The organism is Achromobacter sp. JCM 18799, from assembly GCF_055395645.1.
Genome location: NZ_AP043866.1, coordinates 4946094 through 4968328, shown reverse-complemented (window position 1 = coordinate 4968328; position 22235 = coordinate 4946094). Strand labels below are relative to the sequence as shown.

The 22235-nt window shown below is 66.2% G+C and carries 20 protein-coding genes; 9 read left to right on the top strand and 11 right to left on the bottom strand.

Features of this window, described 5'->3' with window-relative positions; translation table 11 throughout:
* Window positions 1–83: 83 nt before the first annotated feature.
* The 3 genes from ACZ5YA_RS23430 to ACZ5YA_RS23420 are packed head-to-tail and all read left to right on the top strand — an operon-like array spanning window position 84 to window position 1925.
* Window positions 84–932 (top strand): biotin--[acetyl-CoA-carboxylase] ligase, encoded by an 849-nt coding sequence (locus ACZ5YA_RS23430; protein WP_464091292.1) that lies wholly within the window; start codon window positions 84–86, stop codon window positions 930–932.
* Entirely contained in the window at window positions 929–1735 is an 807-nt protein-coding gene (locus tag ACZ5YA_RS23425) for a type III pantothenate kinase (RefSeq protein ID WP_118933514.1), read from the top strand. Before ACZ5YA_RS23430 ends, ACZ5YA_RS23425 begins: the two co-directional genes overlap by 4 nt.
* A 16-nt stretch (window positions 1736–1751) precedes the next feature.
* Window positions 1752–1925 carry a hypothetical protein gene (locus ACZ5YA_RS23420; protein WP_165867898.1) on the top strand — a complete coding sequence of 58 codons (174 nt, stop codon included), beginning with the start codon at window positions 1752–1754 and terminating at the stop codon, window positions 1923–1925.
* A 36-nt stretch (window positions 1926–1961) separates the two neighbouring features.
* Here the strand turns inward: ACZ5YA_RS23420 and ACZ5YA_RS23415 are convergent, their stop codons facing one another.
* The 3 genes from ACZ5YA_RS23415 to ACZ5YA_RS23405 form a co-directional block, all read right to left on the bottom strand.
* Entirely contained in the window at window positions 1962–3251 is a 1290-nt protein-coding gene (locus tag ACZ5YA_RS23415; RefSeq protein WP_464091291.1) for a 3-deoxy-D-manno-octulosonic acid transferase, read from the bottom strand.
* 1 nt (window position 3252) lies between these two features.
* On the bottom strand, window positions 3253–4293 hold the full coding sequence (gene waaC, locus ACZ5YA_RS23410) for a lipopolysaccharide heptosyltransferase I (protein WP_118933516.1): 1041 nt from the start codon (window positions 4291–4293) through the stop codon (window positions 3253–3255).
* Window positions 4294–4463: 170 nt separating this feature from the next.
* Window positions 4464–5567, bottom strand: coding sequence for an MraY family glycosyltransferase (locus tag ACZ5YA_RS23405; RefSeq protein WP_464091290.1), 1104 nt, complete (start codon window positions 5565–5567; stop codon window positions 4464–4466).
* A 712-nt stretch (window positions 5568–6279) separates the two neighbouring features.
* Here ACZ5YA_RS23405 and ACZ5YA_RS23400 point away from each other — a divergent pair.
* From ACZ5YA_RS23400 to ACZ5YA_RS23385, 4 genes are all read left to right on the top strand, one after another.
* On the top strand, window positions 6280–7530 hold the full coding sequence (locus ACZ5YA_RS23400; protein ID WP_464091289.1) for an O-antigen ligase family protein: 1251 nt from the start codon (window positions 6280–6282) through the stop codon (window positions 7528–7530).
* A gap of 90 nt (window positions 7531–7620) precedes the next feature.
* Window positions 7621–8190, top strand: a complete 570-nt coding sequence (locus ACZ5YA_RS23395) for an SRPBCC family protein (protein ID WP_059374061.1) — start codon at window positions 7621–7623, stop codon at window positions 8188–8190.
* 96 nt (window positions 8191–8286) lie between these two features.
* The gene (locus ACZ5YA_RS23390; RefSeq protein ID WP_464092871.1) at window positions 8287–9639 is read left to right on the top strand and encodes an MFS transporter; all 1353 of its coding nucleotides are present in this window, start codon (window positions 8287–8289) and stop codon (window positions 9637–9639) included.
* Window positions 9640–9658: 19 nt separating this feature from the next.
* Window positions 9659–10528, top strand: coding sequence for a DMT family transporter (locus tag ACZ5YA_RS23385; RefSeq protein ID WP_059374060.1), 870 nt, complete (start codon window positions 9659–9661; stop codon window positions 10526–10528).
* A 10-nt stretch (window positions 10529–10538) separates the two neighbouring features.
* Here ACZ5YA_RS23385 and clsB read toward each other — a convergent pair whose 3' ends face one another.
* The 8 genes from clsB to ACZ5YA_RS23345 form a co-directional block, all read right to left on the bottom strand.
* Window positions 10539–11750 carry a cardiolipin synthase ClsB gene (gene clsB, locus ACZ5YA_RS23380; protein WP_059374059.1) on the bottom strand — a complete coding sequence of 404 codons (1212 nt, stop codon included), beginning with the start codon at window positions 11748–11750 and terminating at the stop codon, window positions 10539–10541.
* Entirely contained in the window at window positions 11747–12613 is an 867-nt protein-coding gene (locus ACZ5YA_RS23375; protein ID WP_059374058.1) for an endonuclease/exonuclease/phosphatase family protein, read from the bottom strand. Before ACZ5YA_RS23375 ends, clsB begins: the two co-directional genes overlap by 4 nt.
* A gap of 281 nt (window positions 12614–12894) precedes the next feature.
* Window positions 12895–14682: an aspartate--tRNA ligase gene (gene aspS / locus ACZ5YA_RS23370; RefSeq protein ID WP_059374057.1), complete on the bottom strand. Its 1788-nt coding sequence runs from the start codon at window positions 14680–14682 to the stop codon at window positions 12895–12897.
* 40 nt (window positions 14683–14722) lie between these two features.
* Window positions 14723–15388 (bottom strand): DUF502 domain-containing protein, encoded by a 666-nt coding sequence (locus ACZ5YA_RS23365; protein WP_059374056.1) that lies wholly within the window; start codon window positions 15386–15388, stop codon window positions 14723–14725.
* A 16-nt stretch (window positions 15389–15404) separates the two neighbouring features.
* Window positions 15405–15719 carry an FmdB family zinc ribbon protein gene (locus ACZ5YA_RS23360; RefSeq protein ID WP_059374055.1) on the bottom strand — a complete coding sequence of 105 codons (315 nt, stop codon included), beginning with the start codon at window positions 15717–15719 and terminating at the stop codon, window positions 15405–15407.
* Window positions 15720–15948: 229 nt separating this feature from the next.
* Complete coding sequence (locus ACZ5YA_RS23355; protein WP_059374054.1) at window positions 15949–17232, bottom strand: putative Na+/H+ antiporter; 1284 nt, start codon at window positions 17230–17232, stop codon at window positions 15949–15951.
* A 160-nt stretch (window positions 17233–17392) separates the two neighbouring features.
* Window positions 17393–18889: a M81 family metallopeptidase gene (locus tag ACZ5YA_RS23350; protein WP_464091288.1), complete on the bottom strand. Its 1497-nt coding sequence runs from the start codon at window positions 18887–18889 to the stop codon at window positions 17393–17395.
* Window positions 18890–18901: 12 nt separating this feature from the next.
* Window positions 18902–19882, bottom strand: a complete 981-nt coding sequence (locus ACZ5YA_RS23345; protein WP_118934586.1) for a Bug family tripartite tricarboxylate transporter substrate binding protein — start codon at window positions 19880–19882, stop codon at window positions 18902–18904.
* A gap of 121 nt (window positions 19883–20003) precedes the next feature.
* On the opposite strand from ACZ5YA_RS23345, the gene ACZ5YA_RS23340 reads away from it, so the two are divergent.
* On the top strand, window positions 20004–21335 hold the full coding sequence (locus tag ACZ5YA_RS23340) for an aspartate aminotransferase family protein (protein ID WP_464091287.1): 1332 nt from the start codon (window positions 20004–20006) through the stop codon (window positions 21333–21335).
* 26 nt (window positions 21336–21361) lie between these two features.
* Complete coding sequence (locus ACZ5YA_RS23335) at window positions 21362–22234, top strand: MurR/RpiR family transcriptional regulator (RefSeq protein WP_464091286.1); 873 nt, start codon at window positions 21362–21364, stop codon at window positions 22232–22234.
* Window position 22235 lies beyond the last annotated feature (1 nt).

Here is a 22235-nt window from a genome sequence, read left to right as displayed (position 1 = left end):
TACCGATGCAAAATGTATCGCCAATCATAAACGCTGGCGCCGTCCGGCCGCGAGCGCAGGCCGCGTGCCCTACAATCGCCGCCATGTCCGCTCAAGCCAGCCCCATCGACCTGCCCGCGCCGGAAACCCTGGCCCGCATGCTCAGCACGCGCCTGCCCGCCTTCCAGGACATCTCCTGGACCGGCAGCACCGGATCGACCAATGCCGACCTCCTGGCCCGCGCTCGCGCAGGCGGCGGCGGCAAACCCTGGCTGCTGGGCACGCACCTGCAGGAAACCGGCCGCGGCCGCGCCGGCCGTCCGTGGCAGAACCGCACGGGCTCCACGCTGATGTTCTCCTGTGCCTTCGACGTGCACCTGCCGCCCGCGCAACTGCCCGCGCTGTCGCCGCTGGCCGGCATCGCTGCCTGCGAGGCTCTGCGCACCGTCGCCGGCCCGCAGGCCGCCGGGCTGTGCATGAAGTGGCCCAACGACGTGCAGTGGCACGACGCCAAGCTGGCAGGGGTACTGGTGGAGACCACCCGCAACCCCGGCGGCAGCGAGGCCGGCCATACGGTCGTCATCGGCATGGGCGTGAACCTGACCGACGCCGCCCGGCTGTCGCTCGCGCTGGAACGCGAAGTCGCCGACTGGAGCCAGGTACAGGCAGGCGCGCCCCGCCAGGCCAGCGCCGCCGACCTGGTCTGCGCCAGCGCCATGGCCTGGCTGGAAGCGGTGCGGACGCTGGAGCGCGAGGGCTTTGGCGCCTTCAAGCCACGTTTCGACCAAGTGGACGCTTTGGCCGGCCGCAAGGTCAACGTGCTGGACAAGGGCGCTATTCTTCTAGGCGGAACCGCCTGCGGCGTGGACGAACAAGGCCGCCTGCTGGTGCAAACCTCCGAGGGCACTCAGCCGATCCTGGTCGGTGAAATCTCGATTCGACGCCAAGCATGATTATTCTCATCGACTCCGGCAACAGCCGTCTCAAGGTGGGTTGGCTGGACGCCGGCAACTCCGACGCGCCGCGCGAACCCGCGGCGGTCGCCTTCGACGGCCTGGACCTGGACGCCCTGGACCGCTGGCTGGCCGCCCTGCCGCGCCGTCCCCTGCGCGCGCTGGGTGTGAACGTTGCCGGCGAGGCGCGCGGCGCGGCCATCGCCGCCATCCTGCAAAAACATGGCTGCGCGGTGACCTGGTCGCCGTCACAGGCAACCACGCTGGGGCTGATCAACAGCTACAAGACGCCCACGCAGCTGGGCGCCGACCGCTGGGCCTCGCTGCTGGGCGTGCTGTCGCGCCTGCCGGGGGCACACCCGCCCTTCGTGCTGGCCAGCTTTGGCACCGCCACCACCATCGACACCGTCGGCCCCGACAACGTCTTTGCCGGCGGCCTGATCCTGCCGGGTCCGGCCATGATGCGCAGCGCGCTGGCCCACGGCACCGCCAACCTACCCATCGCCAACGGCCAGGTCGTGGCCTATCCCACGGACACGCACGAGGCCATCGCCTCCGGCATCGCCGCCGCGCAGGCCGGCGCCGTCGTGCGCCAATGGCTGGCCGGACGCCAGCGTTACGGCCAGACGCCGCAGATCTACGCGGCGGGCGGCGGCTGGCCCGAAGTGCACCAGGAAATCGAACGCCTGCTGGCGGACGCGGGCGGCACCGAAGGTGCGGCCCCCGTACCCATCTATCTGGATCACCCCGTCCTGGACGGCCTGGCCGCGGTCGCCCGCGCCACCCTGGACGACCAAGCCTGAACGGGAGACCCCGGCCATGCGCGTGCTCTTCATCCTCATCCTGCTGGCGAATCTGGGGGTTTATGCGTTGGGCCAGGGCTGGCTAGGCGTGCGCCCCGAGGACGAAGGCCGCGATCCGCGCCGCTTCAACCAGGAACTGAATCCGGGGGCGGTGACCCTGGTTCCCAAGACCGCGCCTGCCGCCCCCTGAAGCCCCATCCGGCGCACGCGCCGGTGAGCGCGGGCGCTAGCCCGCTTTTCCTGCCTCCAGCCAGGGTGCCAGCGCGTCCAGCGTGCGCCCCGTGGCTCCCGAATGCATGCGGAACCATGCCAGCGCCGCCTCAGCCGTGCGCTGGCGGCGCGGTTCGTCCGCCAGCAGCGCCATCGCCGCCTCCACCGCCTGGCCGGCGTCGGCCGCGCGCAGCACGGCGCCCGCCGCGATGGCGTCTTCCGCCGCCTGCTTGAAATTGAAGGTGTGCGGGCCGACGATGACCGGCACGCCCGCCGCGCAGGCCTCGATCAGATTTTGCCCGCCCAGCGGCGCAAAGCTGCCCGCCACGATCGCGACATCCGACGCGGCGTAGTGGAACGCCATCTCGCCCAACGTGTCGCCGAGCAGCACGGCCGTGCCCGGCCCCGGCGCCACGCCTTCGGAGCGCCGGACGTACGGCAACCCTGCATCCGACAATAGGCGCGCGGCCTCGTCAAAGCGCTGCGGATGGCGCGGAATCAACAAGAACAGGGGCGCACCAGGCGCAGCCGCATGGCGTTTGATGGCCTCGATGAAGCCGCTGTCCTCGCCCTCGCGCGTGCTGGCCACCGCCACCACATGCCGGCCCAGCTGTTCGCGCCAAGCCTGCCCCGCGGCAACCTGCGCCGCCGGCAGGACCAGATCGAATTTCAGATTGCCCGTCACGACGGGCTGCGGCGCCCCGGCCTGCACCAGCCGGTCCGCGTCCTCGGCGGTCTGCGCCAGCACCGAGTCCAGTCCGCCCAGCGCTTCGCGCATCACGCCGCCCATCCTGCCCGCCTGGCGCAGCGACGACGCCGAAAAGCGGGCGCTGACCAGCGCCATGGGCACGCCCGCGCCACGCGCGGCCGCCAGCAGGTTCGGCCAGATCTCGCGTTCGATGAGCAGGCCGCAGCGCGGCCGATACGCCGCCATGAAACGGCGGGTCGCGCCGGGAAAATCATAAGGCAGCCAGGCCTGACGCAACTGGCCGCGGGCAATCGCTTCCGTGTACTGGCGCGCGCCCTCGGCGCGGCCGGTGGCTGTCATGTGCGTAAGCAGCACCGGCAAGCCGCGGTCCAGCAAGGCTTGCAGCAGAGGCTGCGCGGCGCGCGTCTCGCCCAGGCTGACCGCGTGCACCCAGACCGGAGCGGTCCAGGACGCGGCAGCGGCGGGCCCGACATGGCCGAAGCGTTCAGAAGAGAAGATTTCCCATTGCCCGCCCGCGCGCCGGGCGCGGTGGCCCATCCAGAGCCAGACCAGCGGTGACAGAGCCCTGAGCGCCAGCGAGTAGACGCCGCGGTTCATGTCACTGTGCGGCCAAAGCCTGCTCCACCGCCGCCATCACGGCTTCGCGCGACGGCGAAGCCCCGCGGTCGCCCAGGCTGGCGGTGTAGCTGGAACCGACCAGTGGCGTGCGCACCGGGGTGGAAGCACGGTAAATGCCGATGGTGGGCCGGCCCAACGCGGCCGACAAATGGGTCAGGCCGCTGTCCAGCCCCACCATCAGGCGGGACCCAGCCAGCAAACGCGCCACCGCGGTCAGGTCCATGCGGGGCATCACCTCGGCACCATCCATGCCGGCAATCAGCAACCGGGCCCGTTCGGCCTCCTGCTCATTCCCCGCCAGCAGTTTCAGGGTGCAGCCTGCGTCCCGCAGACGGCGGAACACGACGCGCCAGTCTTCTTCCGGCCAGAGCTTGTCGTCACGGCTGGCCGACGGCATGATCACGGCATAGCCGCGGTCCGTATCCAGGTGGTGCAAGCGCGGCAGTTCGCCGACGTTCAGACCCTCGCTGCCGACTTCCAGCACCGGGTCCGCCGCAGGCTGCGTCGCCTGGCGCGCAAAAGCCTGCAAGCCGAAATCGGGCGCGCCGGCGTATTGGTAGCCGAACGTCAGGGCGGCCAGCTTGCGCTGGCGGATCACCGCCGGCTGCCAGAACTCCACCCGATGCCGCACGTTGTAGAACAGCGAAGCCAGCGGCTCGCGCGCCGAACGCCAGTCCAGCCCATGCCGCACGCCGCGGGTCTGGCGCACCAGCCAGGCGGATTTCAGGAGCGCCTGCATGTCCAGGACAATGTCGTACTGCACCGAGCGCAGCCGCTCCTTCAGCGCCTTGCGCTCCGCCCGCACTTCCGCCGACCACCAGGCTTTGCGCCAACGGCGATGAGCAACCTTGATGACCTGATTGACCGCCGGATGCCAGGCAGGAATGTCGGCAAAGGCTTCTTCCGCGATCCAGTCGATCTGGGCATCGGGCACATGGCGGGCAATGTCGGATATTGCCGGCAGCATGTGCACGAGATCACCTAGGGATGAGGTGCGGACGATGAGGATTCTTGTAGGCATGTGCAAAGATTCGTGCTTGGCGCGACCTTCGGCCTGATGGTGGCCGACGCCGCTCAACGCAGCCCGAACTTTACAACAACATTGAGCATTCCCGCGATCGATCCCAGCCCCGCGCGCTGGATCGCGTCCAGCGCTAAAACAGCCGCGCAGCTACGCTTGCTGCGGCCAAGTCAGTGCCCCTTCTTTTTTTTCAAGATCATCCATTTGGGCATGCGAAACAAGACCAGCCGACGGTAAAGCACCACATATGTCGTCGAGAACACCGCCGTAAAGAACATCAGCAGATAGGGCTCCTGCCAAAACAATACGGCGGGTATCACGGCAAGCGACGACAGCAGCCACAAATAGGGAGAGGTCATGGCGTTGCGCTGTGTCTGGTGGCGCATTTCCCGGGAGCCGATCGCCCAGCGCACCAGCCGCTTGTAGATCAGCATATGCAAGTGGACGCCATCCGGTGCTCCCGGCGAACGACCACGCAACCACTTCTTGCGATAGATGGAAAACAAGGTCTCAAACACGGGGTAGATACACAGCAGCAGCGGAAACCAGGCTGAAACTTCCGGATGCCGTGCCAGCATCAGCACTGACAATTCACCGATGATAAAGCCCAGAAAATAGGCTCCGCCGTCTCCGAGAAATATGTGGCCATGCGGGTAATTCCATACCAGGAATCCCACAATGCCTCCCAGCGTGCTCAACGCCACGATCAACAAGAAACGGTCGCCCAGATAAAAGGAGACGTAGGCAAACCCGGCCAGTATCATTGCCGACACCTCCGCCGCCAAACCGTTATATCCGTCAATTATATTTATCGCGTTGGCGGCACCGCCGATAGCCACAGCAGTGAAAATAAGCGACACCACGGAAAACTGCAACAACCAATCAATTCCGATAATATCTACCCGGGTTATTGCCGCACCCAAAAAATAATAGGCGACCACCCCGGAAAACATCGCCAAACCAAGCCGGACTAAAACCCTGACTTGTTTGGTCAGATCTTCGACAAACCCGCCCAGGAAGGCGGGCATGGACGCCGCCAGCAATACCACCAGGCCAGGAAGCACTTCGGGCTCGCGAATTGCGACCACGGCGCATGTAACTCCGCTGGCCATCAACAGCGACAATCCGCCGATTCGGGGAACAGGAACCGAATGATACTTCTGCACACCCTCGATATCATGATCAGCCGTTAGGCCATCATGCCAAGAGCGGTAGCGCACAATCAACAAGGTTGATATAAGCGAAACCAAGAACGCTACAAGGACGTACAGCATTGAGAAGGTAACCAGAAGGGAGCTTCCGCGATTGTAGCGTCAGACGGAGATAAAACATGCAAACGAATTGGATCGTTCTGGAAAAGAATGGAACCAGGGTTTGCAAAATAATATAAAGAGACCTCCACCTGAATTCTGCCAGTAGCCAAACTCGCACATCTTCGATACGACTTGATGCGTGGGCCGCCTGGACCTGGAAGGGATCCAGGCATTCATTCGAGCAACTGGACATATTCTCACAAGCATGCTGCCTATGGACCCTGCTGTACGGGCGAATCTGTCGCAAACTCCTGAATAGCGTGCCTGCGTCACAGCCTTTCAGGATGCGTCGTACGTTCTCGATGAGCTCCGACTGATGGAAACGGCGAACCTTACCGTCGATCTGAGTGCATAGGTCACGTCCCCTCCCCGCAGCCCAGACGCCGGCATCGACTTGCCGCCCTCCCGCTTCGACAGCGCGCGTCGAGGTGCCCACGGGCGCCCCACGATCTTTCGACCCGACATAGGGCCTCGATCTGGGCCCAGCAGCACAGCAAGGCGCACGAACTGCGGGTGACAGGGATACGACGATACAATGTCCCGTTGTGCATCCCTTTTTTGCGTTCGATTTAATTTATCGAATCCTCACCCGTAATTATAGAAATCGATTAGTGGTGAACGCCCCCCCTACGCCGGCGTTCGGCCTCTGGTACCCCTATCTTCGCCTCCAGCCATGGCCATTCTGCCTTCCCTCCTTGTCACCCTGCTTGGGGTCTTGCCTATCGCCACCATGACGGTCGGCGGCGGTAGCGCGCTGTTCTACCTAATTTTTTCCCTGTGCCTGGTTCGGTGCTTCACCCGGGAAGGAGGATGGCAGGCGACCTGGCGCGACCTAAAAGACTACACGTGGGTCATCGCGGCCCTGCTCGTCTCTTTCTGTGCAATTGGACTCAGCCAATATGCGCATGGCATCACCCACGGCCCTTCCCTGGAACGAGGTCTGCGCATCAGCCTTGGCTTCCCCATCATCCTGGGCGCGCTGCTTAGCATCAACCCGGTGACGCTCCGGAATGCGTCCTGGGGCATATTGATTGCCGGGTGGGCTTCGGCCTGTATCGTTTTCTGGCTGGTCTTTCCCGCCTGGAATCGTCCTGATACGCCCCAGTACAACGCGGTCACCTACAGCAATCTGATGCTGCTCTGGCTCTTCATCACCTTTTGCAGCATGGGATGGCAACTGACAAAGCACCCGCGACTTGAAAAGTCAGTCAAAGCACTGACCGTCATCGTCGTTTTCGCGGGCTTCGTGCTCACCCAGACGCGCACCGGCTGGATGGCGATCCCCCTGTTCCTGTTCGTTGCGATGTGGTTGTTCGGCCATCTGCGGCATCCTTTCCGCGCGTTCGGCCTGTTGGTCGCAGGCGTGGCTATCCTCGTTGCCATCGGATCTACCAATCAAGCCCTGCGCACCCGCGTTGAGCAAGGCATCAACGAATTTCAAGCATGCCAAGGCGCCAACGCCACAGCGGACACCTCCGTCTGTATCCGGCTGCAGCTGTGGCGGGCCACGAGCGAAATGATCGAAGCGGAGCCCATCTTCGGCCTGGGGGGTACCGCCAGATTCGTTCCAGAACTTGAGGCGCGAGTCGCCACGGGAGTCGTTTCGCCCTTTGTCGCGCAAGACTTCGGCGAGCCCCACAATGACATGCTGCAAATGCTGGCCAGCTATGGGCTGCTGGGCGGCTTGGCGCTGGCGCTGCTGTATTTTGTTCCTGCCGGCATCTTCTTGCGCAGAATGACCGCAACAAATCCCGAGCCGGTTCGCGTCGCTGCCGCCATGGGGACCGCTCTTACATTGGGGTTCGCGATTTTTGGTCTGACGGAGCTCATGTTCCGCTCGATGCACAATATCTCGCTATATGTGACGTTGCTGGCATGGCTGCTGGTCTTGAGCGACAAAAAGCGAAATTCGTACACCCAATAAGAAAAGTCGAACGCCTGCGCCCACCGCGACCATAGTCAAAATGCGCAACTAGGACCACAATAGGGCTGTGACTCTCCCAAGGAGACAGCCATGCGCATTGCAGATGCCCAGTGGATTCCTTCAACCCAGCACCAGACTTGGGACGCTCTGACGGATCCGGCCGTTTTACAGCGATGTATCCCCGGATGCATCGCTGTCGACAAGCGCAGCGACACGGAATATGCGGTCACGCTTCGGGCCAAGATTGCCGGCCTGGACACGGACTATGACGGCGAGATCCTGCTCTCGGACGTCAATGCGCCTGACAGTTGCACCCTGGTGTTCGAAGGCAAGGGCCGCGCGGCCTGTCTGGCCATCGGCACCGCCCAGATCAACCTCAGCACCAAGGACCAGGGCACTCGGGTGGCCTACACGGTCGCCGGGATGACGGGGGGCAAGCTGGCCGAATACGGCGAAGGGGTGGTGCTGAAGGCTGGCGAGAAGATCATCGAAAAGTTCTTCGCCGCCTTCATCGACTACATGGCCGTCCAGCCTCGCCTGGCACCGCCGCCCCCTCCCCCCGAACCGGAGCCGCGCGGGCTGTCCAATTCGCGTTGGTCGTGGATCATGGTGGTGCTGGTCATCGCGGTCTTCTGGGGTTATCACGCCTTCTATAAGTGAAATCCCTGACGCGCGGGTGATATGCTCTGCGGCATGACGCCGCCGCCCGAATCACCGCCCCCCACCACCCCCGCCCATACACGACGCGACCTGCTGATGGGCATGGCGGGGGTTTCGGCGACGGTAGTGCTGGCCGCGCTGGATTCCACCATCATCAGCACCACGCTGCCGCGCGTGGCCGAGGCGCTGAACGGCATGGCGCTGTACGCCTGGGTGGGAACGGGCTATTTGCTGGCCACCGCGGCGTCCATCCTGATTTTCGGGCGGCTGGGCGACATGTTCGGCCGCAAGCCCCTGATGTTGCTGTCGGTGCTGATCGTGGCGCTGGGTTCCATCGCCTGTGGCCTGTCGCAAACCATGACCCAACTGATCATTTTCCGGTCGCTGCAGGGCATAGGCGGCGGGATGATGATCGCGACCGCGTTCGCCGCGCCGGCTGACCTGTTCCCCGATGCCAAGCAGCGGGTGCGCTGGATGGCGCTGGTGTCAGCGGCGTTCGCCATGGCCAGCGGCATCGGCCCGGTCCTGGGTGGGGCGGCGACGCAGGCGCTGGGCTGGCGCGCGGCTTTCTTCATCGCGCCGATCGCGGCCGCGGGCGCGTTCTTCCTGCTGGCCCGCTATTTCCCCCGCATCCGACCGATCCACGACGGCAGCCGCAAGATCGACTGGCTGGGCGCCATCCTGCTGGTGCTGGCGGTGGGCGCGCCGCTGGCCGCGCTGGAATTGGCGTTTGCCAGCGGCGACCACGCCCACCCCATGCTGGGACTGGCCCTGGCCGTGGTGGGCGTGGCGGCCATCGCCATCCTGATCCCGACGGAACGGCGCGTGAGTTCCCCCATTTTCCCGCTGCGCGTGCTGGGCGGAGCCGAATCACGCCTGCTGAACCTGGCGGCGATGATGGTGGGCGCGGTCATGTTCGTGCTGATCTTCTACAGCCCGTTGCTGTTGCAGCAGGTGCTGAACTACACGCCCAGCGAAGCCGGGCTGCTGCTGACGCCGCTGGTTGCCGCGATTTCGGTGGGCAGCATCATCAACGGCCGCCTGTTTCCCAAGCAGACCGAACCGCAGCGCCTGATGGTGTTCGGCGGCTGTCTGTTGGCGGCGGGTTCGCTGATGGTACTGTTGATCTCGCCCGGAACCTCGGCCTGGTGGATCCTGGCCGCCTTCTTCGTCAACGGCTGCGCGCTGGGCTTTCTGCTGCCGAATCTGACCCTGTTCATGCAGATGCTGAGCGAACGGCGCGACGTGGGCGTGGCATCGGCCCTGGTGCAGACCACGCGCGCGATAGGCAGCGCGCTGGGGACGGCTGTCGTCGGCATCATCATTTCCCACAGCACGGTACTAAACGGAGTGCGCGCGGGCCTGGTGCTGTGTATTGTCCTGTCGCTGACCTGCGCCTTGCTGACCTACCGGGTCAAGATGAAGAACCTGGCTACAAACCGCAAATGAGCCCCACGCGGGACTGAAAATGCGTCAACGCAACTTGCTGGATCTGCTGCTCCTGGCCGCAGTCTGGGGCGGCTCCTTTCTGTTCATGCGCCTGGCGGTCCCGGAATTCGGGCCGATCGCGCTGATCGAGCTGCGCGTGGGCCTGGCCGCGCTGGTCCTGCTGCCCGCCGCGCTGTGGCGCGGCAAGCTGCCAGTCATCGCCCGGCACTGGAAAGCCTTGTTGATGGTGGGCGTGCTGAACGCGGCCGTGCCTTTCCTGTTGTTTGCCTATGCCGCCCAATCGCTGGGCGCCGGCTTCCTGTCGGTGGCCAATGCCGTGACGCCAGTGTGGGGCGCGGTCATCGGCTGGCTGTGGCTCAAGGACAAGCTGCCCTGGACCCGCTGCCTGGGGCTGATGATAGGCGTAGTCGGCATCGTGGTGCTGGTGTGGGACAAGCTGAATTTCAGCGACGGCGGCACGGGGCCGGCGGTCCTGGCGGCAGTGTCCGCGCCGGTGTTCTACGGCATCGCCGCCAACTGGACCAAGCGCTTCCTGACCGGCGTGGATGCCCTGGCCAACGCCACCGGCAGCATGATAGGCGCGACGCTGGTGCTGCTGCCCCTGGCGCTTACCCACTGGCCCGAATCGCCCGCGTCCATGCAGGCCTGGATCGCCACCATCCTGCTGGCGGTGGTGTGCACGGGCGCGGCGTACATCATCTTCTTCCGCCTGATCGCCAATGTCGGCCCCACCGGCGCCGTGAGCGTCACGTTCCTGGTGCCGATCTTCGGCGTGCTGTGGGGGTCGTGGCTCCTGGACGAGAGCATCACGCCGTCGATCGCCGCAGGCGCGGCCATCATCCTGGTCGGCACCGCGCTGGCGCTGGGACTGCTGAAGCGGCGCGCCTGAGCGCCCGCGCTCAGTACTTGTCCGAGGTTCCCGTCAGCGCCACCCCGATACGCAGCAACGTATAGGACACCGCGTCGACCCAGCGCCGCAACCATCCGCGGCGCTGGTACTCGAGCGGCCGGATGAAGCGCCCGCCTTCCCGGATGGCCGTCTCCAGCCGTTCCTGCAGGTCCCAGGAGAAGGGCTGGTCGTCCACCACCACGTTGGCTTCGCGCGCCAGCAACAGGCTGAAGGGATCCAGGTTGGACGAGCCCACCGTCGCCACGTTGTCGATGACCGCTACCTTGGCGTGCAGGTAGCTCGGCATGTATTCGTAGATCTCGATGCCATCGCGCAGCAGCTGGTCGTACAGCGAGCGCGTGGCATGGTATTGCATGCGGTACTCGACCTTGCCCTGCAGCAAGAGGCGCACGCGCACCCCGCGCGCGGCGGCCTTGGCCAGTGCGCGCCGGAACTGGCGGCCGGGAAAGAAATAGGCGTTGGCGATCAGGATGTCGCGGCGCGCATGCGCGATGCCGTACAGGTAGGCGCGCTCGAAGGTCTGGCGAAAGCGCAGGTTGTCGCGCAGCACCAGCGCCGCGCGCAGGTTGCCACAGGGCGCGACGGAGGCGTGGCGCGGCTTGAGCAGCCGCATGCGGTTCCAGTCGCGCGGATGGCGGCGCAGGCGCGCCCAGTTCAGCCGCACCCATAGCAGTTCCTGGGCGTAGGCGGCTTCGGTTACCAGCGGCCCCTGCACCTGCACCGCAAAATCGAAGCGGGGGCCGGTGAGCCCGTCTGTCGGATCCCGGTCGTCGTAGTCATCCAGGATGTTGATGCCGCCGATGAAGGCGACACGTCCATCCACCACAGTGACCTTGCGATGCAGGCGCCGCAGGCGGCTGCGCGACGGGATATAGCGCGCGAACCAGCGCGGCTCGGGGCGGAAGATGCGGCATTGCGCGCCGGCATTGGTCAGCCGCGTGCGCACGGGGTCGACGAACTCGGCGCTGCCGAAGCCGTCGAGCACGACGCGCACCTTGACCCCGCGCCGGACAGCCGCCTCCAGGCAGTCCAGCACCTGGGAGCCGGTGCGGTCCGGCGTGAAGATGTAGGTTTCCAGGTGCACGCTGACCTGGGCGGCGTCGATGGCCGCGCACAGCGCGGGAAAGAAGTCGGAACCGTTCTGGAGCAACTGGATGTCGTTGCCCAGCGTCCAGTCCAGCTTGGACTGCTCTGCCCTCACGGCAGTTCCAGCTCGGCCAGCAAGGGAGAATGATCGGAAAGCCTGGCCCATTCGCGGCCGCGCAGCACGCGGGCGCTGCGCACGGCAAAGCCGCGCTGGTAGATGCGATCCAGGCGGAACCAGGGAAACACCGCGGGGAAGGTGCGCGGCGGCGGCAGCAGCAGGCGTGAATTGCCATCCATGCCGAGCTGATTGGTGCGTTCCATGACGGATACGCCGCTATTGGGCAGCCCGCGCAGCGCATTGCTCAGGCGCTTCACGGAGTCGCGCAGGCGCGGCAATTCGCCGCCATGGCTGCGCGGGGCATGCGAGAACACTTCGTACAGGCCCAGCTGCTGCACGAACAGGGGCGCCAGGCGATCGCCCCAGTCATTGAAATCGCCCGCGATCAGGATGGGTTCGCCATCCGGCACCATGCGGCGGATGCGCTCGGTCAGCGCCAGGATCTGGCGGCTGCGGCTGCCTGCGAACAGGCCGAGATGCACCACGAAACAATGCACCGCGCGCCCGTCGAGCTCGATGCGCGCATGCAACAGCCCGCGCTGCTCCAGCCGATGGTCGGAGATGTCCTGGTTTTCGTGCTCGAGGATGGGGAAACGCGACAACAGCGCATTGCCATGGTCCGTCTCGCTGCGGATGGCATTGCGGCCGTAGGCCACATCCAGCCGCAAGGCGGCGGCAAGCGATTCGTGCTGGGCGTCGAGCAGGGATTTCTGCTCATTGCGGCCCTGGACTTCCTGCAGGAAGACCAGATCCGGACGCAGGCCATAAAGGCCCAGACGCAATTCGTTCAGGGAGTCGCGACGGCCCAATGCCGAGCGGCCCTTGTGTATGTTGTAGCTGACGACGCGGATGAGCGACATGGAGAATGGCGCCTTTCAAAACTGGGAAACCGCCGGCCGCAAAAAAAGCCCGGCCAGCACCGCCAGATCAGGCGGCGTTTGCCAGATTACTCCAATTCAGAAGACCGTTCCCACCGTCGTGGCGAGCACCCGGTCCATGCAAGCAACGGCTCCTGCTCATTCGAGGCAGGAGCGCTGCTAGCAAACAGCGCCCCACAATCGGGGCCGCACGGATCCGGGCTCCGCCGGTCCGTAGCGGCGCCCCCCCTGGGGGGGAAGCGCCTACGGCGCTTCGGGGGGGGTCACTTCCCTTCTACGTTGCGCAGACGGATGTGCAGTTCGCGCAGCTGCTTCTCGTCGACCTCGGACGGCGCTTGCGTCAGCAGACACTGGGCGCGCTGGGTCTTCGGGAAAGCGATCACGTCGCGGATCGATTCGGCGCCGGTCATCATCGTGACGATGCGGTCCAGGCCGAAGGCGATGCCGCCGTGCGGAGGCGCGCCGTATTGCAGCGCGTCCAGCAGGAAGCCGAACTTCTCGCGGGCTTCCTCGGCGCCGATCTTGAGTGCGCGGAACACCTTGCTCTGCACTTCCTCGCGGTGGATACGGACCGAGCCGCCGCCGATTTCCCAACCGTTCAGCACCATGTCGTAGGCCTTGGCGAAAGCCTTGCTGGGATCGGATTCCAGGAAGTCCTCGTGGCCATCCTTCGGGCTGGTGAAGGGGTGATGGGCGGCGGTGTAGCGGCCGTCTTCCTCGTCGTATTCGAACATCGGGAAGTCGACGACCCACAGCGGCTTCCAGCCGGCGGTGGACAGGCCGGTCTTCTTGCCGAATTCGCTGTGGCCAATCTTCACGCGCAGCGCGCCGATGGCGTCGTTGACGACCTTTTCACGGTCAGCGCCGAAGAAAATGATGTCGCCATCCTGCGCGCCGGTGCGCTTGACCAGTTCGGCCAGGGCAGCGTCATGCAGGTTCTTGACGATGGGCGATTGCAGGCCGTCGCGGCCCTTGGCCACTTCGTTGACCTTGATGTAGGCCAGGCCCTTGGCGCCGTAGATGCCGACGAACTGGGTGTAGCCGTCGATCTCGCTGCGCGACATCTCGGCGCCGCCGGGCACGCGCAAGGCGACCACGCGGCTGCCGGGCGCCGTGGCGGCGGCGGCGAACACCTTGAAGTCCACGTCGCGCATGACGTCGGTCATGTCGGTGAATTCGAGGTTCACGCGCAGGTCCGGCTTGTCCGAGCCGTAGCGGCGCATGGCTTCGGTCCAGGTCATGATCGGGAACGGCGTCGGCAGATCGACGTCCTGCACCACCTTGAACACGTGGCGGATCATGTTTTCGAAGATTTCACGGATCTCGAACTCGTTCAGGAACGAGGTTTCGCAGTCGATCTGGGTGAATTCGGGCTGGCGGTCGGCGCGCAGGTCTTCGTCGCGGAAGCACTTGGTGATCTGGTAGTAGCGGTCGAAACCGGACACCATCAGCATCTGCTTGAACAGCTGCGGCGATTGCGGCAGCGCGAAGAAGTGGCCGGCGTTGACGCGCGAAGGCACCAGGTAGTCGCGCGCGCCTTCGGGCGTGCTCTTGGTCAGCATCGGGGTTTCGATGTCGATGAAGCCCAGCTGGTCCAGGAACTTGCGCACTTCGATGGACACGCGGTAGCGCAGCATCAGGTTGCGCTGCATCTGCGGACGGCGCAGGTCCAGCACGCGGTGCGTGAGGCGCGTCGTTTCCGAGAGGTTGTCGTCGTCCAGCTGGAACGGCGGCGTGACCGACGCGTTCAGGATCTCGACTTCCTTGCAGAGCACTTCGATTTCACCCGAAGCCAGCTCGGCGTTGGCGGTACCCGCCGGACGCTCGCGCACCAGGCCGGTGACGCGGATGCAGAATTCGTTGCGCAGGCGCTCCGCGGTGGCGAAGGCGGCGTTGTCCGGATCGAACACGATCTGCGCCAGGCCCGCGCGGTCGCGCAGGTCGATGAAGATGACCCCGCCGTGGTCGCGGCGGCGGTTCACCCAGCCGTACAGGGTGACGGTCTGGCCGAGATGGTCACGGCAAACCTGGCCGGTGTAGCAGGTACGCATGCGGGGGACTCCGTTTATGTGCTTGGTTATAGCGTAAGGGTTACGAATCGGCGCGAGGCGTGTCTTGCACGCCGGGAGCCGGGACGGGCGCGGCCGGCCGGTCCGCGGGCGTCGCCGCCTGGACCGGGGCGACCACGCCCATGGAAACGATGTACTTCAGGGCCGCGTCCACGCTCATCTGAAGATCCATGGCGTCAGCGCGCGGAACCATCAGGAAGAAGCCGGACGTGGGATTCGGCGTGGTCGGCACGTACACGCTGATGTGATCGCCGGGAAGCCGGTCGGCCACTTCGCCGCTGGGCGTGCCGGTAACGAAAGCAATGGTCCAGCTGCCGGCGCGCGGATACTGCACCAGCACCGCGCGGCGGAACGCCTGACCGTTGGGGGCAAGCACGGTATCGCTGACCTGCTTGACCGAGTTGTAGATCGAACGCACCAGCGGTATGCGGCCCAGCAGGTTTTCCCACTGGTCCACCATGGTACGGCCGATCAGGTTGGCCGCGAATATGCCCGTCAGCAGCACCACCACCACGACCAGGACGAAGCGGAAGCCGGGAATGTCGACGCCGAACAGCGATTCGGACGACAGGAAGCCAGGCACGAACCCTTCCAGGGTCGCGACCAGCAAGCCCAGCACCCACACAGTGATGACCAGGGGAACCCAGATCAGCAGGCCGGTGATGAAGTACTTCTTGATGACGCGCATACGCATCGCGTGTGCTCTAGGAGGCGGTGCTACCGGCAGCGGGCGCCGCAGGAGCGGCCGGGGCTGCGGGCGCGGCGGCAGGTGCGGCAGCAGGCGCGGCGCTTTCGGCCGGGGCCGTCGTGCTGGCCGAGGCCGAACCGCCGCTGCCGTTGCCGCGGAAGTCCGTGACATACCAGCCGGAGCCCTTGAGCTGGAACCCAGCCGCGGTCACCTGCTTGGAGAACGTGCTTTCGCCGCATTCGGGGCAAACCGAAAGCGGCGCATCGGAAATCTTCTGCAAGACGTCTTTGGCATGGCCGCAGGCGCTGCACTTGTAAGCGTAAATGGGCATCTAGGGCTCCCAGGCGCGGGCCCGGCGTATCAAGAGCCGCTGTCGCCGGACGCAATGTCCGGGGCCGGATCGGGTCGCAAGACCTGGTCCGAACGGAAGCGGCGGGTGGGCGAGGCCGGAAAAAATACGGGAAAGTCTTGAATTTTAGCGGTTTTTCGTGAACGGCCGGTGTCCGGCCCCGGCGGCCCGCCTTGAGCGGTGCCTCAGGGGCCTCCCGGGGCCCGTCTCCCTATACGGGAAGCAGGAACATGACCGCCGCCACCAGGGTTGGCGCCAGGGCCGACAGGAACAGCCGCCCCGATGAAATGCTGCCGTCCGGGAAGTGGTTCTTCAGGATGGCGAAACCGGCCGGGTTGGGCGCATTGGCGATCACGGTCAGCCCGCCGCCCGTGACGGCGCCGGCCACCAGCATGTAGCGCCAGGCCTCGCTGGTGCCTTCGACCAGCGAACCCAGGTAGGTCAGCGCGGCGTTGTCGGTGATGGCGGTGAGCGCGGTCGCGCCCCAGAACAGCACGAAAGGTTCAAGCCCGCCCAGCAGGTCCTGCAGCCACCACTTCTGCAGGCCGCCCAGCACCACCAGCCCGGCCAGGAAGAAGCCGACCATCAGGCCTTCCTTGATCATCAGGCGGCTCTGGTGGCGCTTGTAGGCTTCGGCAAAGCCAATGAACATCATCAACAGACCCAGGAAGATGGCCGGATGATGCGCGCTGAGCACCACGGCGACCAGGAAGACCAGGTGCACCAGCATGACCAGCAGCGGCACCGGCCCGCGCGCATCGCCGCCTTCGGGCGCGTCCACGCCGCCGCCCGTGCCCACCGAGCGCTCCAGCAGCGCCTTGCGGCAGATGAAGGTCAACAGCGCCGCATTCAGGCAGACGGCGATCGCGGCGCGCCAGCCGAAATGCTGCGCCATGAAGCTCGAGTCCCAGCCGAAGGTGGAAGCCACCATCAGCACGGGCGGCGCGGCATACGAAGTCAGCACGCCGCCGATGGAGACGTTGACGAACAGCACGCCCAGCGTAAGGTACTTGAAGCCCGCGCGCCCGCTGCTGCGGAAATAGGCGTCGCGCAACAGGATGGCGGCCAGCGTCATCGCGGCGGGTTCGGTGATGAAGGAGCCGCCCAGCGGCACCAGCGACATCACGACAAAAAACGTGGCGAGTTCGCGCGGCAGCGGCAGCACGCGCGCCACCAGCCGCACCAGCATGCCCACCAGCTCCAGAATTGGCCGGCTGGCCGCCACCACCATGATCACGAAGACGAACAGCGGCTCGGTGAAGTTGCGCGTGTCCATGTACTCGATGGCATGCGAGGGACCCGCCAGCGCCGCCATCGCCACGATCAGCACGAAGGCCCAGACGCCGAACACAGCCTCGACTTCGGAGAACAGATGCCAGATGCCCGCATGCGGTCCGCCACGATGCGCGAGCCGCGCGAAGAACGGAACCGAGAAGGTATGAAGAACCGCCACGGCGAACAGGAGGGTGGCGATGACTTCAAGTGTCTGGGGCATGTAAACGACTTCCGGAAGAGGGATACGACAGCGCGGACACCGCCCGGCGGGCCTGCGGGACAAGGGTCGCAATATAGCGCAAGGCCCTTGCCGTGTAACGCAGGGTCAACACCAAGATGCGCGGGTCCGCGCCGCTAGTTCCCCAAGTCTCGCGGGCGGGTCACTGCGCCCTGCGCGCATGCCGGAACGGCAGCAGCCGCAGGTCCAGCGCCGCGGGGCCGGGCGCGTCGACGTCGATGATCGCGGCGCACAGCGGCAGGAAAGCCGCGCGGAAGTGGTTCTTGGCCTTCACGCACAGCAAGCGCACATGACCGAGGTCGATGCCATGCAAGGTGAAGAAGCCCGGATCGTTGGCTGGCGCCACCAGCTCGGTGATGATGACCTGCACGTTGGGCCTGTCGCGCAGCGACAGCAGCGCGGTGCGTCCGCAGCTCGTGCGCACGCCCGTTTCCATCGGGCCGGCATTGCGGAATTCGCCATCGGTATAGCGTTCGACCCGGAACGCCGCACGCACCGGCGCGCCGAAATCGCGGCTCACGCGGCCGCCCAGGTCCAGTTCGCAAGCGCCGCCCAAACCCGCTTCGTAAGCGCGCCGTACCGCCTGCGGATCCGCGAAGCTGGCGAACACGCAAGGCAGGTCGATCGACGCATCCAGCAAGGCGCGGAACAGCGCGGGCGTGTCGCATGCGCCGCCCGACAAGGGGCTGTCCCCCGGGTCTGTGACAGCCACCAAGCCGCCCGCGCGCGCCGCTTCCATGGCCAATGCCAGCCCTTCTTGCGGTGTCGGCAAGCTGACCGCAAACGCGGGCGCCAGACGCCGCATCGCCGCCGTCATGGTCTCGGTCACGGCCTGCGCCCGCGCGCCTGCGGCATCGCGCGCCATGTCGGCCACCACCAGCACCGATGCGCCGGTATCGACGGTATCGGCATACGGAAAGCCGCCGAACACCGAGACTTCCACCACGCCCTCGCCCACCTGGACTGCGGCCAGATCCTGCAATTCGCGCATGGGTCCGGCATCGGTGCGCATATTGAAGCTGGACAACAGCAAATCCGGCTTGGCCACCAGCACGCGCGGCGACAGCATGCCGGCCTGCGTGCGCAACAGCATGCCGAGCACCCGCCCAGCCGCTTCGCGCATGTCTATGTGGGGGTAGGTCTTGTAGCCGCTGGCGCAATCCAGCAGGCCGCCCAGCTCAGGGGCCAGGTTGGCGTGCAAGTCGAAGCTCGCGCCCAGAGGCACTTCGGGCAGCAAGGCCCGCACGGCCCGCACGAAATCCAGATCGGGCGTCTGGCGCAGGTCGGTGATGGCGGCGCCATGCAGCGACAGGTAGACGGCATCCCAGCCATCCTCGTCCGCGGCCAGTCCGGCCAGCACCTCTTCGGTAAAGGCGCGGTGCACGGCGTCGTCTATCGGCCCGCCAGGCAGGGCGGACGCGCAGCGCAAGGCAACCACCTCCCAGTCCGGATGCGCGCGGACGAACTCGGCCACTTCGCCCAGTTCGGTGGCCGTGCCAGCGGCGGCCGCCAGGGCGTCGCCGCCCTTGCGCCACTCGCGCCGCTCGAAATCCGCCATGGTGCAAGGCGCCGGGCAGAAGGCGTTGCCTTCGTACCAGAAGCGCGCCACCGCCAGCCGTTTCTTCGTGCCCTTGCCCATGCGTTTCCCCCTTTATTCCGGACGGATATCGGTGCCTTCGATCAGGACGCGGTACTTCTCGCGCTCCGTCTGCAGATGCTGCCCCAGCGCTTGCGGCGTGCCGCCCACGGGCTGCGCGGCCAGCGCCTCGAGCCGTTCGCGCGTGGCGGGCGATTGCAGCACCCGCTGGGCGGCGGCGTTGAGCTTGTCGACGACCGGCTGCGGCGTGCCGGCGGGCGCCATCAGCACGAACCACGAAGTCAGCTCGAAGCCCGGCACGGACTGCGCGATGGCGGCCACGCCCGGCGCTGCGGCAACCGGCTGGGCCGAGGTCACGCCCAGGGCCACCAGCTTGCCTGCCTTGATCAGCGGCAAGGCGGTGGGCAGGTTGTCGGCCGACAGATCGATCTGCCCACCCAGCAGGTCATTGTTGGCCTGGCTCGCGCCCTTGTACGGCACGTGGCGGATGTCCACCTTGCCCATGCGCTTGATCATCTCCAGCGCCAGATGGCCAGAACTGCCCACGCCGGGCGAACCCCAGTTCAAGCGGCCGGGCTCGGCGCGCGCGGTGCGCAGCAGATCGTCCATGTTCTTCAGGCCGGAGCCGGGATGCGTCAACACCACGTTGGGCACCTGCGCCACGTAGGCGACCGGCGCGAAATCCTTGACCGGGTCATAGCCGATCTTCTTGTAGACGTAGGCGTTGATGATCTGCGTGCCAGGCGTGCCCAGCAGCAAGGTGTAGCCGTCCGGCTGTGCGTGCGCCACCTCGGATGCGCCCAGGCTGCCGCCCGCGCCGGCCTTGTTGACCACCACCACGGACTGGCCGAGTTCGGCGCCCAGGCCCTCGGCCATCAGGCGGCCCAGCAAGTCGGTCGTGCCGCCGGCGGCAAACGGCACCACCAGACGCACCGGCTGCTCCGGCCACGCGGCGCTGGCCTGCCCGGCCGCGCCCAACGCGGCAGCCGCCGCAATCCCGAAAGTCCAACGACGCAACAGATGGGAAAACTTCATGACGCCCCCTTGAGCGAATGATGACGATGCAACGGCCTACGCAACAATAAAACCGTTTGGTTTATTTTCACAACAAATATACCATGTGTTTTATTTTGCCAACCACACCACGCACGACGCCATGAGCCGCATCATCCATCGCAACTCCAGCCCCCTGCCCGTCGCCATCAAGGGCGAAGGCAGCTTCATCGTCGACCAGGAAGGCCGGCGCTACTTCGACGCCTCCGGCGGCGCGGCGGTCTCGTGCCTGGGACACGCGCACCCCGAAGTGCGCGCCGCGGCTGCCGCGCAGCTGGATGCGCTGGAGTACGCGCACACCAGCTTCTTCACCACCCCGGCCGCCGAAGAACTGGCCGAACTGCTGGCGGCCAACAGCCCGGCGGGCCTGGGCAATGCCTACTTCGTTTCGGGCGGTTCGGAAGCCGTCGAGACCGCCTTGAAGATGGCGCGCCAGTACCACGTCGAGCGCGGCGAGCCCGGGCGCTATCGCTACATCGCCCGACGTCAGAGCTATCACGGCAACACGCTGGCGGCCTTGTCGGTAGGCGGCAACGCTGGACGCCGCGCGCTGTATCAGCCCGTACTGATCGAAAGCCACCACGTCTCGCCCTGCTTTGCCCTGCACTACCGCGAAGCCGGAGAAAGCGACGAGCAATACACCGACCGCCTGGCGGCGGAACTGGACGCAGAGATCTTGCGGTTGGGTCCGGATACCGTGTCCGCATTCATCGCGGAAACCGTGGTCGGCGCCACTGCGGGGACGGTCGCGCCGGTACCGGGCTACTTCCGCAAGATCCGCCAGGTATGCGACCGCCATGGCGTGCTGCTGATCCTGGACGAGGTCATGTGCGGGCTGGGCCGCACCGGCAGCTATCACGCCTTCGAACAGGAAGGCGTAACGCCTGACCTGCTGACGCTGGCCAAGGGTTTGGGCGGCGGTTATGTGCCCATCGGCGCCGTGCTGGCGCACGACCGCGTCATCGGCGCCATCAACGCGGGCTCGGGCGCGTTCCAGCACGGCTACACCTATGTCGGCCATCCGGTGGCCTGCGCCGCGGCGCTGGCGGTGCAGCGCATCGTGCTGCGCGACAAGCTGGTGGCGCGCGTGGCGGATATGGGCGCGCAGTTCGGCGCCATGCTGGCGGCGCGCCTGGAAAGGCATCCGCACGTCGCCGACATCCGCGGCCGCGGCATGTTCTGGAGCGTGGAGCTGGCCGAGGATCCCGGCAGCCTGCGCGCATTCGCGCCGCAGCGCCGCCTGCATGCGCGCATCAAGACTCAGGCGCGCGAACTGGGCCTGCTGTGCTATCCGGGCGGAGGAACCATAGACGGCAAGCTTGGCGACCACGTGCTGCTGGCGCCGCCTTACCTCAGCACGGCCGATGAGCTGGCCTTTGCGGCGGACGCGCTGGCCCGCGCCATCGACCTGGCGCTGGCGGACGATACGCCATAATACGCGGCACCTTACCCGGAGCGCAGATGGATAAAGCCGCCATCGACAAACTGATCGAAACCCAGTTCTCCTCCCTGCCGCCCAAGCTGCGGCAGGCGGCCCGCTATGCAATCGATCATCCCAAGGACATCGCCCTGGAGTCGATGCGCGCCGCGGCCGGCCACGCCGGCGTGCAGGCCGGCGTCATGCTGCGCCTGGCGCGGCAACTGGGATTCGATACCTACGAAGCGTTCCGCCAGCCCTACCGCGACTGGCTGGCCGCCGGCGGATCCAGCTTCTCGGGCCGCGCCACCGCGTTGCGCAAGCGTCCGCAGCACGACGCCGACGCCGGGCTGGTCGCCGACATCCTCGACGCCGAAGTGCGCAACCTGGGCAGCAGCCTCGGTCCCTCCGCACTGCCGGCGCTGAAGGCCGCCCACGGCCTGCTGGCGGGCGCGCGCCGCGTCTATGTCATCGGCCTGCGCAGCCTGTATCCGGCGGCCTATCACTTCAGCTATGCCTGCGGCATGTTCCTGGACGAGGTCACCCTGCTCAGCGGCGTCGGCGGCACCTTGGCCGACGAGTTGCGCCGCATCGGACCGGACGACGCGCTGGTCGCCTTCAGCCAGGCGCCTTATGCGCAGGCGGCAGTCACGGCCGTGGAATTCGCGCGTGAGCGCGGCGCCGGCGTGGTGGCGGTCACGGACAGCGCGGTGTCGCCCATCGCCCCGGGCGCCAAGGCGCTGCTGCTGGTGGCCAACGACACGCCCTCGCTGTTTCCCTCGGTGGTGCCTGCGCTGTCCATCGCCCAGACGCTGGCCGCGATGCTGGTCGCGCACAGCGGCGAGGAAAGCCTGCGCGAAATCGCCAACAGCGAAGCCCAGCTGCAGCGCTTCGGCGTGTACGCCGAAAAGCGCTGAG